Annotated in this window: 15 protein-coding genes and 1 pseudogene; 6 read left to right on the forward strand and 10 right to left on the reverse strand. The window is 40.8% G+C overall.

The window, feature by feature from the left end; all coding sequences use genetic code 11:
* Positions 1-121: 121 nt before the first annotated feature.
* The gene (locus FED51_RS16860; RefSeq protein ID WP_053430439.1) at positions 122-406 is read right to left on the reverse strand and encodes a polysaccharide deacetylase family protein; all 285 of its coding nucleotides are present in this window, start codon (positions 404-406) and stop codon (positions 122-124) included.
* Positions 407-546: 140 nt separating this feature from the next.
* Positions 547-1,260, reverse strand: coding sequence for a GntR family transcriptional regulator (locus FED51_RS16865; protein ID WP_010899464.1), 714 nt, complete (start codon positions 1,258-1,260; stop codon positions 547-549).
* A 302-nt stretch (positions 1,261-1,562) separates the two neighbouring features.
* On the opposite strand from FED51_RS16865, the gene FED51_RS16870 reads away from it, so the two are divergent.
* On the forward strand, positions 1,563-2,954 hold the full coding sequence (locus FED51_RS16870; RefSeq protein ID WP_010899465.1) for a nucleotidyltransferase family protein: 1,392 nt from the start codon (positions 1,563-1,565) through the stop codon (positions 2,952-2,954).
* Positions 2,955-3,006: 52 nt separating this feature from the next.
* The gene (locus tag FED51_RS16875) at positions 3,007-3,735 is read left to right on the forward strand and encodes an SIS domain-containing protein (RefSeq protein ID WP_053430438.1); all 729 of its coding nucleotides are present in this window, start codon (positions 3,007-3,009) and stop codon (positions 3,733-3,735) included.
* Between the two features lie 178 nt (positions 3,736-3,913).
* Here FED51_RS16875 and FED51_RS16880 read toward each other — a convergent pair whose 3' ends face one another.
* The 6 genes and pseudogenes from FED51_RS16880 to FED51_RS16905 form a co-directional block, all read right to left on the reverse strand.
* Entirely contained in the window at positions 3,914-4,873 is a 960-nt protein-coding gene (locus FED51_RS16880; RefSeq protein WP_010899467.1) for an acetylxylan esterase, read from the reverse strand.
* 305 nt (positions 4,874-5,178) lie between these two features.
* A pseudogene (locus FED51_RS16885) lies at positions 5,179-5,513 on the reverse strand (anion permease); the annotation flags it as partial.
* Positions 5,514-5,537: 24 nt separating this feature from the next.
* Complete coding sequence (gene modB, locus FED51_RS16890; RefSeq protein WP_053431924.1) at positions 5,538-6,200, reverse strand: molybdate ABC transporter permease subunit; 663 nt, start codon at positions 6,198-6,200, stop codon at positions 5,538-5,540.
* Entirely contained in the window at positions 6,200-6,982 is a 783-nt protein-coding gene (gene modA, locus FED51_RS16895) for a molybdate ABC transporter substrate-binding protein (RefSeq protein ID WP_053430437.1), read from the reverse strand. Before modA ends, modB begins: the two co-directional genes overlap by 1 nt.
* A gap of 80 nt (positions 6,983-7,062) precedes the next feature.
* Positions 7,063-7,698, reverse strand: coding sequence for an N-acetyltransferase (locus FED51_RS16900; protein WP_053430436.1), 636 nt, complete (start codon positions 7,696-7,698; stop codon positions 7,063-7,065).
* Positions 7,691-8,254, reverse strand: a complete 564-nt coding sequence (locus FED51_RS16905; RefSeq protein WP_053430435.1) for a hypothetical protein — start codon at positions 8,252-8,254, stop codon at positions 7,691-7,693. Before FED51_RS16905 ends, FED51_RS16900 begins: the two co-directional genes overlap by 8 nt.
* Before the next feature lie 126 nt (positions 8,255-8,380).
* Between FED51_RS16905 and FED51_RS16910 the strand changes: the two genes are divergently transcribed.
* Entirely contained in the window at positions 8,381-8,971 is a 591-nt protein-coding gene (locus FED51_RS16910; RefSeq protein WP_083445462.1) for a TetR/AcrR family transcriptional regulator, read from the forward strand.
* Between the two features lie 44 nt (positions 8,972-9,015).
* Here the strand turns inward: FED51_RS16910 and FED51_RS16915 are convergent, their stop codons facing one another.
* On the reverse strand, positions 9,016-10,188 hold the full coding sequence (locus tag FED51_RS16915) for a glycoside hydrolase family 55 protein (RefSeq protein WP_053430433.1): 1,173 nt from the start codon (positions 10,186-10,188) through the stop codon (positions 9,016-9,018).
* A gap of 292 nt (positions 10,189-10,480) precedes the next feature.
* On the opposite strand from FED51_RS16915, the gene FED51_RS16920 reads away from it, so the two are divergent.
* The 3 genes from FED51_RS16920 to FED51_RS16930 all read left to right on the forward strand — a co-directional run bounded on the left by FED51_RS16920 (position 10,481) and on the right by FED51_RS16930 (position 12,214).
* Positions 10,481-11,083, forward strand: coding sequence for an SCO family protein (locus FED51_RS16920; RefSeq protein ID WP_053430432.1), 603 nt, complete (start codon positions 10,481-10,483; stop codon positions 11,081-11,083).
* Positions 11,084-11,247: 164 nt separating this feature from the next.
* Positions 11,248-11,715: a YndM family protein gene (locus FED51_RS16925; RefSeq protein WP_053430431.1), complete on the forward strand. Its 468-nt coding sequence runs from the start codon at positions 11,248-11,250 to the stop codon at positions 11,713-11,715.
* Positions 11,716-11,905: 190 nt separating this feature from the next.
* Complete coding sequence (locus FED51_RS16930; protein WP_053430430.1) at positions 11,906-12,214, forward strand: hypothetical protein; 309 nt, start codon at positions 11,906-11,908, stop codon at positions 12,212-12,214.
* 83 nt (positions 12,215-12,297) lie between these two features.
* On the opposite strand, the gene FED51_RS16935 is transcribed toward FED51_RS16930, so the two are convergent.
* Positions 12,298-13,098 (reverse strand): hypothetical protein, encoded by an 801-nt coding sequence (locus FED51_RS16935; protein ID WP_053430429.1) that lies wholly within the window; start codon positions 13,096-13,098, stop codon positions 12,298-12,300.
* Positions 13,099-13,161: the final 63 nt, after the last annotated feature.

Consider the following 13,161-nt stretch of genomic DNA (forward strand, 5'->3'; position numbering starts at 1 on the left):
TAGTATGTAAAGAATAACAAGCTGAACAAACCAAAAAAATTTAAGCTCGTTCATTCCCTCTACTAGGGTAAAGGTTGCCTTCGTCGTTTTCGGGTCCATCTGTCCAATAAACGGAAGATGATTATAATAATATCTTGAAGAATTTCAACTGAATTTCGTACTCATAAACTGCAGCTATTTTCTTGCGGTCAATTATGATAGAAAATTCTCGGATTCGTAGAAAATTATATGAACTAAGACCTAACAGTTGTTCGTTAACGAAACCTGGCTCACACATCATTTCTATTGGGCTCTTTCTTGCACGTTTGAATATACCCAATAGGGTTTCGTATGAAGCATCATCTTGATGAAAGGCGGAATAAAACTCTGGAATTGGTTTTGATTTATTAAATAATTGCTCTTTCATTAGTCATATGAACTCACCTCCAAAATTAACGAGTATACCAATATAAAAATTGGTATTTATCAATTTGTGATAAGTCTATATACTGCTGTTTTGTCAAAAAACAGACGGATTAAACAATGAATCCGTCTATTAAAAGAGGCTCAGCGATAGATTTCCGTCTCTATTTCATATCGGTCCCCCCTATAAACTGAATGGGCAACCTCAAAAATAGTATCATTTTGATCAAAAGTTACCTGTTTAAAATGAAAAACTGGTATCGTGTAATTTATATCAAGTAATTCTGATTCCTGAGGTGTCGGCATTCTCACTTCAATTTTTTGTTGAGCCTTTGTCATTTTAATATTGTATTCTTCCTCTAATATTTCATAGAGTGACTCATTTTCAAAATTTCTATTTTCAAGGCTAGGGAATCTATTAATTGGAAGCAAACTTGTCTCTATCGCCATAGGCTCGAGATCTGCTAACCGTAAACGTTTTAACATGAATAGCTTTCCCTCTGATTTTAGTTCAGCCGCCATATTCGCTGAAGGACTTAAAACAATTTTTTTCTCACAAAGTTTAGACCCAGGCAACATTCCTCTTAAACGCATCTCTTCACTAAAGCTTTTTAATTTTTTCCCTTGTGGAATTTTATGTTCAGCCACATATGTTCCACTACCATGTCGCCTAATAAGAACGTATTCATTAACAAGTTCAGAAATCGCTTGTCTAACCGTCATACGACTCATATTAAATATCTTTGCAAGTTCTCTTTCAGGAGGTAATACATCACCTGGTTTTAACTCTCCTCTTTCAATTTTTTGAATTAATTCCTGTTTAAGCTGTTTATATAAAGGTCTTTTTTTAACATTCAATTCATTCACATTCCTTTAATTTAAACTTATTCTATTGACATTATAACCAAAAGTTTATAATATTTAAAGCGAATTGGTATATATCAATTATAAAAGGAGGTATGTACATATTTGGCATAGTCATGAAACGGAATAGACTTCGTCAAAAATTTCTAAGTTTTGATTGTAATGATTTCCATATCATTGTGAATGGTCGTTAAAATGTTTGATAATCCGAAATATAAAATAAAAGTTATTCTGATCAGTTATTATGGACGGTTACTATTGCTATACGCTAACGAATCGAACATGGAGTGATTAATGTGAAAACAGCCATTATACTAGCAGCTGGTAAAGGCAAAAAAATGTGGCCATATAACGATTATTGGCCAAAAGCTGCTTTACCAATAGGAAACCAAGGAAACATTGTTCATTTAGTAAATCATCTTAAAAGTTTGGCATTTGAACGAATTATTATTACCACATGTTATTTAAGTCGGAGAATTAAATCTCTTATATACGATGTTGAAGGTGTTGAAATCATTGAACTTTCTGCTACAGAAGGAACAGCAGACACATTAGAAAAGGTTGTGTATGACCTTCAAGATAGTAACCTTTTTATTTTATATGGAGACATATTTATTACCCGAGAACGATTAAGCAGTTTTATTGAAGCTTATGAAAAACAACGTGAAACGATGGATGCCGTTATTTTATCTAAGCCAATAGAAAACGAGCACGCCCAAGATTGGTTTGGAATCAAAGTTGGGAAGGATAACCGTGTAGAAAATATTTTTGGTCATCCTCGTCCCCATTATGTACAGGAAAGAGTGATGGGGGCATTTGCTTTAAATACTAACGTCTTAAAAAAAATGCTGAACCATAATCCAGGATTCATGAAAAGTGTACCTACTGGGGTTATGCCACAGCAAGAAGTTGAGTTAGAGCAATGTTTGCAATGGTTAGTTGAAGTCGGATATAATGTTTCGTCTTATCCAGTTACCGACGGAGTAATCGATATGGACAAACCATGGCACCTTATGCAGGCAAATCATCTAGCCGTATCTGAGATGACACATGCACTTAATAATAATGAAATACATGAGACTTGTGAAATTGATCCGACCGCCGACATCCAAGGACATGTTAAGCTTGGCAAGCATGTAAAGATAGGAAAATATGTAACGATTAAAGGAAATGCCGTTATTGGTGATTACACCAAAATTGATAACGGTGTGATCATTGAAGGAAATGTCGTTATTGGTTCCGATTGTCGTATAGAAAATTATTGTAGAATTGGACCAGATAGCGTCATTGGAAATAAAAATCGGATTGGACATTGTGCTGAATTCAGAGGTGTTACTTTTGATAACGTTAGTTTCATACATTTCGGTGAAGTTTTCGGAATCATTGGGGAATCAACGGATATAGCTGCTGGAGTCACTGTAGGCATTACTCGTTTTGATGATCAGCCTCAAACCCAAATTGTTAACAATCGTAAAGAATTTCCCGAAGAATTTGGAAATGCCGTTTACCTTGGGGATTTTACCCGTACAGGTATTTTGAGCCTATATATGCCTGGAATTAAAGTAGGTAGTAATTGTGTCATTGGATCTGGAGTTGCAGTAGAGAAAGATGTACCATCCAAAACCTTATTGTATAACAAACAAACCCTTATTGAAAAAAATTGGGGCCCCCACCGTTATGGATGGTAATTAAGGATAAAACAAAAAGTTGAAAGAAAAACTCTAAAGGAGGAAGGTTGCAATGACATCATCATTTACTGATTATTGTAAGTTCTTTAACCGTATTCTGTCTGAAGTGCAAGAAACTCAAGAACAGGCCATTATAAAGGGAGCTCACCTTGTATCCGAGGCTGTTATGAATGGTGGAAGGTTTTATGTTTTTGGATCAGGGCACTCCCATATGATTGCAGAAGAAATCTATAATCGTGCGGGTGGACTCGCGTTAGTTACAGCTATTTTACCTCCTGAACTGATGCTTCATGAACGTCCCAATAAAAGCACCTACCTCGAGAGAATCGAGGGACTGAGTAAATCATATCTAAAATTGCACCAAGTGACCAACAAGGATGTAATCATGATTATTTCAAACTCAGGGAGAAATACCGTTCCTGTAGAGATGGCCATTGAATCCCGTAATATTGGTGCAAAGATTATTGCCATGACCAGTATGAAGCATTCTCAAAAGGTTACGTCAAGACATAAAAGTGGCAAAAAACTTTATGAATACGCTGATGTTGTATTAGATAATGGAGCTCCAGTCGGGGATGCAGGCTTCCAAATTGCAAACTCCGAAATCTATTCTGGAGCTACTTCTGATTCTATTGGATGTTTTTTAGCACAGGCTCTCATTGTTGAAACGTTGCATCTATTAGTCCAACAAGGTTTTGAACCTCCCGTTTTTAAAAGTTCCAATGTAGATGGTGCTGACTTATATAATGATAAAATCTTTAATGAGTATGTTAAATGGTAAATGACCCTCAATAGATTGATAATAAAGCTAGGTTAAGTAAAGGTTAAAATATGAAACTACTAATGATGAATGGTCATTCTTGGCAAGAGGAACATAAAAAAATACAAAAAAAGGCCTAGCTTAGAGGCTCAAAAGGCACCTCATGTATGTAGAAGGTGCCTTCGTTCTTTATAGAGATTTAGAGATCAGATAAAAATTGAAAAATCCGATCACGATGGCCTGGCAAATCTTCGTGAGCAAAGTCTGGATATAACTCGATACTTTTTGTCGTCGTGAGTTTGTTATACATGGCAAATTGTGTAGACGGCGGGCAAACCGTATCCATTAACCCAACAGCAAGTAAGACTTCTCCCTTTACGAGTGGAGCAAGATGCTGAATATCAATATAGCCTAGCTTCGTAAAGATTTCAGCCTCACGTCGGTGCTGTGGATCAAAGCGACGAAAATACGTTTGCAATTCGTCATAAGCTTTCTCGGCTAAATCCATCTCCCATACGCGTTGGTAATCGCTAAGGAAAGGATAAACAGGAGCTACCTTTTTAATTTTCGGTTCCAAAGCCGCACAAGCAATCGCTAAGGCCCCTCCTTGTGACCAACCTGTCACTGCCACGCGCTCTTCATCGACTTCAGGAAGGTTCATCACAATGTTGGCAAGCTGAGCCGTATCAAGAAACACATGACGGAACAATAATTGATCAGCATTATCATCGAGTCCGCGTATTATATGACCGGAATGAGTATTCCCCTTCACGCCTCCTGTGTCTTCAGACAAGCCTCCTTGCCCGCGAACGTCCATTGCAAGAACAGAATATCCGAGGGCTGCGTAATGAAGTAAACCCGTCCATTCCCCCGCATTCATCGTATATCCGTGAAAATGAATAACCGCCGGGTGTGTCCCGCTCGTGTGTCTTGGGCGCACGTATTTTGCGTGAATTCTAGCACCCCTAACCCCTGTAAAATATAGGTGGAAGCATTCTGCATACGTGGTTTGAAAATCACTCGGTATGAGCTCTACGTTTGGATTTACCTTTCTCATCTCTTGTAAAGCACGATCCCAATACTCAGTAAAGTCATCTGGCTTTGGATTACGTCCCATGTACTCTTTTAATTCGGTTAACGGCATGTCTATTAGTGGCATTGCTCAGTCCTCCATTCTGTCAGTGTCCCTCAAGGTTTATTTTACTAAAAACGCTTTCAAAGTACAGTGAATTATCGCGATGCATCGCTTAATCTTTTATTACTAGATTTCCTTAATGAACAAAAACCGTTTCTTTAAAGCGCCTCGTAGGAGAATCTAACCGGTCTCGGTAAGCCATCGCCGCATTGATTCCCCCTTGAGCTGCACCAGTATGCGTACGTGTAGGAAAACTCGACTTATTGCCAAACCCTAGAGCGAACGTCTTTCTTCTTCAGACCGTAACGTGCGGAAAACTCAATTTGCTTTTACCAAAGGCCTAACACTTTCCACCACGCGCCACCAATCCCTAACCAGACGACGATATGAATGATTGAGATGAAGAATCCAATTGACCACCATTTTTTCTGGTCTACATAGCCCGTCCCGAAAAAAACAGGTGCTGGACCTGAACCATAATGGATAGTACAAGAGAACAAATTGCTGAAGAAACCGAGGAGCAAGGCGGATAGCAACGGTGGTGCTCCAGCAGCGACAGCTAATATGTTGAGCGCCATTACCCATGACATACCCGCGACAGTGTCTTCCATCATCGTACTGAACCAAGGGATTAACCTAACTCGTTAAAAAAAGTAGCCATCACAAAAGAGCAAGAGCTTTTCCGCCCTCACCCTTGTTTTTTAAATACATTTAACACGAGTAGCATCGTAAAGGAAATCACGAGAATCGTGAGGACCCAAAGCCAAGCAAGCTCCATATTTCCAGCATCCATAGCGATATAAATGGCAGTTGGGATCGTCTGCGTCCGACCAGGGATATTCCCTGCAAACATTAAAGTAGCACCAAATTCCCCCAAGGCACGAGCAAAGCTTAAAATCGCACCTGTCACAATTGCTCGAGAGGCTAAAGGAACCGTTACGAGCAAAAATACTTGCCGTTCATTTGCCCCGTCTACCCGGGAGGCATCCTCAATCTCTCGGTCGATCGTTTCAAATCCTGACTTAGCGGACTGGTACATAAGGGGAAAGGCGACAACGGTTGCGGCGATCACCGCCGCCCACCAAGTGAACATGATAGGCTGGTGAAACACCCATTCGATCCCTTGGCCGATAGGTGATTGCCTGCCGAATATGATGATCAATAAAAAGCCTACAACAGAGGGCGGTAGCACAAGAGGCAACAACAAAACGGTGTCCATGAGCGACTGACCTTTAAAACGTCGATTTGCTGTCAGTCTTGCAATGCCAATCCCAAGAACGAAAACAATTAGTAAGGAGAGTGAAGCAACTTCTATTGAAAGCTTGACCGGGCTCCAAAACTGCTCGTTCATCATGGAACCAAATCCGTAAAACCGTATTTTGTTAAAATCGCTGTCGCCTCTTCTGTTTGTAGGAAATCATAGTAAAGCATCGCTTCCTCTCGCTGCGAGCTTCCATTTACTATTCCTAATGGATACTTAACTGGAGTATGCATCCCTTCCTCGGCCGTGTCTACAATCGTTACAGCTGATGAGCTAAGAGCGTCTGTATAAAAAACAATGCCCGCCTCCGCATTTCCTGTCTCCACATATGTCAACACTTGTCGCACATCTTGAGCAAAAACAAGCTGATTCTCTAGCTCCTCCCATACACCGGCCGCCTGAAGCCACTCTTTTGCATACATACCTGCTGGAACGGTTTCCGGTGTACCAATGGCAACTGTACCTACACGATGTAAGTCTTCTATTGAATTGAGGTGATTCCCCGATGCAATCAATACGAGCTGATTGCCTACAACATTGACGTACTCTGTCACTAAGCCTCGATCAAGCAATTCAGCGAACTTATCCTCTGCTGCTGAAAAAAATAAATCGACAGGAGCCCCCTGTATAATTTGTTGTTGGAGCGAGCCCGAGCTACCAAAGTTATAAACGACTTCAACCTGTGGGTGCGCCCCTTCAAACACATCTTTTATCTCTGCGAGAGCATCTGTTAAACTAGCAGCAGCCGAAACGGTAATCACGTTTTTTTCGTCTTCACCTAATGGCTGTTCTTCTTGAACGGGTGAACAGCCCCCAACCAAGAGAAACAAAAGAACGACGTACAACAGCTGCTGAAATTTTACATAATCCATGACCCCAGCTCCTTTAACCATCCTTCGACCATAACATTACTCATTATAAATCGTTCGTACAACCGATACTACATCTTTGGTCAGTTTTTCTGCCGAGGCCGAATCGTTTTCCTCATACAATAAACGTTGATAGGGCCACACTTCACCACATCTGTTAGCACAAAACCAAATTTTTTATAGAGCGTAACGTTTTCTTTCTTTTCCGTATCTAAAGAAAGTTCCACAGAGCCAATGGTGCCAAAAATATGTTCGAGTAAGTTTCTTCCTCTCCCAGCCCCTTGAGCTTCTTTTCTAACTCCTATTATGGTCAAGTAATGGTGGGGAATGCCTGGTGCGTGGGCGCGAGTCACCCTCATGTAACGATTTAATTGCCAAGTCATTTTCGGTGGCAATTGTAAACTAAGTCGAAAAATGAGAATCATTAAGCGATACAACTCAGCGAATGAATGGTTCGTTTCTGCTGGACACGATTCAACTACATAGGTACCGAGCAATGTATCCTTGTCAAATAATCCCCATACTGCCTCCGCCTGACGCTCCATGCTTTTATCAAAAATAAAGCCCATGAATGTACGCGCTCTTCGTTGTGCACGGTGATCATTATACAAATCCCCAAAGATAAAGAGAAACAACGGGTCCTTGGCGAAGACTTTCGTCATGACCGTGACAAATTGCTGGCGATCATTTTTTGTTAATGGACGAATGGACTCAGCCATAGCGATGGTTTTCCTTCGTCTCTCCGTAATGATCAACGCTGAATGAGAGTAATACTTTGACCATAAATAAAACACTCACCACGAGCATATATGTCTCCAACGGTAAAAATAGTGGAATCCCCCCAAGCCCAGCAGCTGTTAAGCTACCAGCGACAAATAATTGATGTCTCTTGTCTAGCCCATTGACTATAAATGCACCACCTATCGTGTAAGCCCATACGACGACCGCTGGCCAGAGTGGGACATCAATTAAAAGGGCGACAACAATTAAATGTACATGAATCACAAGAAACACTATACGTTTCTTGTGATCGATTGCATAATAGTTACTTGTTGATCGCGTAAAATTGGCAATGCATCCTGAGAAAATATCGAACATTAGAAGAAAGGCAACGAAGCTACGCCAAAATGGAAGGCCCTCATAAATATCTGGATAAGCTAAAAATAAAGCGGTCGTAAGGACTCCCCCAAACGCTAACGTGAAGATGATTTCACCGCGCTGTGGCTTTTCTCCAAACACATCGTGTAAAAATGTAGGTACGTTCACATGCCCCATTCCTTCACCTCATTTATAGTTTTATATCATAATTATATAATTACTATAAAATTAACCGCAATAGTTTTATACTTATTTTATTGAAACACTATAAAATTAATTTTATACTTAAGTGTAGAGGTGACGATGATGGATGGGTTTGAACGAAGAAAACAGAAGAAAATGGAGCAAATTTTCACAGCAGCCTTTTCGCTCATGGCGACATACGGCTATGCCAAAGTGAGCATCAATGAAATTGCAACAGAGGCTCGTGTTTCCCCTGCGACCATTTTTAACTACTTTGGAACAAAAGAGAAGCTTTATAAGGCCACATTGGACCATTGGATAGAGCAACAGCTTTCCGCCTACGAGGAAGTGTTATACTCTGACCGACCTTTCCCTGAAAAAGTAGCGGACATTTTCGTTCGAGAAGCAAAGCAGTTAAAAGCATTTGCTCATCATACGTCCGCGAAAAATGGAGTCGATGCTAGCCCTTGGCAAATGATATTGGAGAGCAGCGAAGAGAAAGTTCAAACGTTTTTCTTGAAGGTGATTGAAATAGGGAAACAAGAAGGCTATATTGCAACAGCTTATTCCGTTTCCACGATGCAGCGCTACTTTTCCATGTATATGAACGAGCTTACTCGATGCTTTCAGGAAGAAGATAATGACGACATTTCCCGGCAAATCGACGAGCTTCTGCACCTCTTTTTTTATGGACTAGTGGAAAAACAGTAAAGATTCCAAAAGCAACAGCCTTTGGAATCTTTTTGACGTGCAGGTTATTGTCGTACGTTCCCTTCATTCACATTGTTACGCCCACCTTCTATACTTACGAGTGTGCCTTGGGTGCCGATTCGGTTATTGCGAATCACATTGTTGTTCGAATCCCCCGTCACCCGAATGCCGATATTTCGAAAGTTGGAATGGGTTTGGATGTTGTTATTGAGAATGGAATTATTGCTTCCCGGGGCGATGCGAATCACCGCCTCCGGATTTAACGAGCTGTTAAGCTGCTGAATCCGGTTTTCACGAAGCGTGTTATGATCAGCCTGGATCAACACTCCATGAATTCTCGAATCAATGACGGTGTTATGATTGATTTGGTTATGCCTTGCACCGCTTAATACAAAGATTCCTCGTGGATAGTTTCGAATCGTATTATATTCAACCGTATTATGCTCCCCACCATTTGGAATTCGAATGCCACCATACGAGTCATCCTGTTGTCGATCATTTATCACTTGGTTATGGGTAACAGTCGTATACGTGGCCCGTGACAGGTTAATCCCACTACCGCCAGTAGAATTTGTAACTCGGTTTCCTGTAATAAGGTTGTTGCGAACATCTCCAATCGGATGATTTTCATGACCAAATGCGATCCCATGACCAGTCGTATTGTCGATCACACTATCTCTAACAACCGAGTTTTTTAACCGTCTTAATAAAAGCCCGATCGTGGCATCACGTACTTCGACACGCTCTAACGTTAAATTGCTCACATCCGCATCAAGATTCATGCCCCCGACTTGCCCTAATCCCCGCTGCGCCCGGTTCGTTCGATCGGCATCAATCGTTAAATTAGAAACCGTCACATTGAGGTTGTTCGATCCTCTCATAATGGGATTGCCAATCACATAATTGTTACTGTTTCCTGTCTTCTTTAAAATCGTCCTTCCCATCCCATCACCAACAATGTTAACACCTGAGTGAAACCTGAGCGCTTCGTCAATTGAATAAGTTCCCGCCGGAATATAGACGGTTCCTTGCACGCCGCGATCATAAAAATGACGCATCGCCGCATGAAGCGCATTTGTTTGTGAGGTTGCTACCCCTGGAGTCGCGCCAAAATCCCTTGCATTCACCACTTCATTTGCTTTCGCTTCGTTCCCTCCAACCAATAGACTAACTACTAAGATCAATCCAGCGAACCACATCCCTAACTTGTTCAACAACAGTCTACCCACTCCCTTGGTAAAGTAATTTAATTTAGAAAGGCTGATGTAGGAAATGATAAAACGTTCTCTCTACAGTCGCCATAATCACTATAGTTCGGATGCTCTCTTTTTATGACAATAAATTCAAATAAATTGTTGACCAATCAATAAAAATGTTTTGCTTCTGAACAATCATTGACAAATTCAAATGTTCAGCCTCTCTTCACCTCGATTTCACATTTTGTTTGTAAGCTAATGGTGCACACGCATTAAGGTCTGTACTAAGATAAAAATAGAAAGGTTGAGAGAGATGAAACAAATGTTAGGAATCGTCCTATTTATGTTCATTCTCAGCGGCTGTAACTGGATGTATTCAACGGGAAATAGCTCAAACGCTAACGATTTTGATCTTTCAAGTGCTGGTCTCACCGTACCGGATTTTGAGTTTACAAACCAGCTTGGCGAGCGTTTCGGCAGTCCACAGTTGGACGGGCAATACTGGCTTGCGACCATGGCGTTTACGAACTGCCCCTCCGTTTGTCCAACTATGATTCCAAATATGAAAAACCTTCAAGATGAGATGATCGCAAAGGGGATCGAGATGAAATTCGTTATGTTTACTGTTGACCCTGAAACAGACACTCCTGACCACCTGAAGACCTACAGTGAAAATGTCGGAGCAGATCATTCATACTGGCATTTTCTCACGGGCTATGAGTTTGAAGAGATTCAAGAGCTGTCGCTAGAAGCCTTCAAATCACCTGTTGAACAAGTGGAGGAAAGCAACGATATCATGCACAGTACTCGCTTTTTTCTCGTCAATCCAGAAGGCTTAGTCATTCGTGCCTATGACGGATTAGAATCCAATCAAAAAGAGATCATTCGTGATTTACTTGAAGTGGTAAAAGAGTAAAACAAATCTTGTTCCGGTCCCATCCTCCCTTTAGAGGATAGGGCCATTTTTTAATTTAACGAATTGGAGGTGCTCCTGAAACACACGCTTGTTTATGGTTTCAGTAACATTAGTGGATAAGAAGCTGAAAAAAGAAAAAGCTAACGATGAAAAGGAGGATGAGCATGAGGGATTATGCCGTAGCTTTGCTCATTAAGTTTATCATGATCACCGCCATTCTATCGTTCGTTTTAGGTGCTTTTTATGGAATTCCTTTTAGCCATGTTTTTACGATCGGCATCCTTATTACAGGCTTCTCATTCATTGGCGATGTGTTCCTATTGCCATTCGTCAGTAATGCATTGGCAACGATCGCTGATTTTGGACTCGCATGGTTTGGGGTTTGGGCGCTAAGCACTTACTTGTTTCCACAGCTGTTACCAATCGGAACGGCTTCGATTCTTTCAGCTGGTCTCATAGCCTTTGGCGAACTGTTCTTCCATCGCTACATGCAACGAAAAATTTTTGACCCACGCGCTGAAGAACAAGTAGAGCGAAAACCGCTTTCCCAAAACCAATTACAGACAGAATTTAGTTCTGAATTAGATTCGGTGCCTGAAGATGAGCAATCAAAAGATGGACGAAATGACTAGACATTCGAGACAATATTAGAGACACTCGTATTCCCCTATTCCTACCTGAGAACAGCCCATGACGAGTCCACTTTATTCGTCACGGGCCTTTGATTTTCAACAAGAAACCCACGGGATCATTTCACGTTCATAATCTCGCCCAAGGAAAGCATACTAAGGGCAAGAAATTTGACAAAAAGGTGGCTGAACGATGAGCGAGAAAAATAAACAAAAATATACTGACTTTTCAAACGTAGAAACGCAACGAGATTTTTTAGCAGCTGAGGAGTACCCAGAAGGTCCTTATGGCTCTCCTCGCGGGAAAACAAAGCCCGTGGAAAATAAAAGTACCCCTTGGGAAGAGGGGCAACAATTTTATAGCAATTTGGCGTACGAAAACCGCAACCTTCATCAAGACCTACCAAGACATGACCCTGCTGCCCATGAGACACATGATGAGCTAGATAAGGAAAGAGACAACAAATATAAAGATGCTCCAGAGGAAAGTGGCACGAGTTGACGTAATTTAGCCACTCAAGCCTTGAATAGACCAATTCCTTAACGTAGATCATTCATCTTAGAGACTTGAGGATTTGTTATGGTTTAGACGATTATCCAATTCGCCAAGGCCCATTTGACGACAACAAATAGACAGCCCCCTATTGTCCCAAGTCTTACCACCCATTTCATACTCGCATCTATTTTGGAAAAAGCGTTCACATAAAATACGAAAACGAAGCCTATAAAAATTTTGAAAAAGAGCAAAAGAAACACTTCATGACCTTTCATTTCAGTATACTTATCACGACTTGTTGAGTCTGTCTCTAATCCGTGTTCTAAAGAAACATCCGAAGAATCTGTCGTACGGATGCCTACATTACCTTTTTCGTTCAGAGTAAACGTGATCTTTCCTGTCCAGCTTTCGCCGCCATCATCACTAATGAATACAGCCAATTGTTTTGTTCCTCTGCCATAAATCAATGTACCAACAATTTTTTGCCAAATTGATAGTTCAGCTTTTCCCCAAGTTTCTTTTCCGCTCGTAATCTCATGCGTATAATACGCAAGATCTGGATGATCACGGAACACTATAATGTCCCCATTATCATTAGCGTAGTTTATTTCATAGCCATTTAGAGGAATGGTGCCACTACTTTGCACCTCTAACCCTTCATAATAAACAGCATCTCCGCTCATTTGCGTATGTTCAACATGCCGCGTTTCCCAGTGATCTTTCACAAAAGGAATGAGCCCTTCAGTTATGAGGGTAAGTGCTGTAACCAAGATAGTGAAATGGAAAGAGACCTTCAATAAATCTTTCCATTTCTTTTCGTGTTTCCCTAAAAATTTTACTATTAGATAATATGTAGTAGCCCCAAAAACCAACCCTAGAAAATTTTCCATACTCTTTTCTCTCATCCTTTGTCGGTCAACTAAAAAAATTAAAAAACGACACAACCCCTCGCT

Source organism: Halalkalibacterium halodurans (assembly GCF_005671335.1).
Lineage (GTDB): Bacteria > Bacillota > Bacilli > Bacillales > Bacillaceae_D > Halalkalibacterium > Halalkalibacterium halodurans.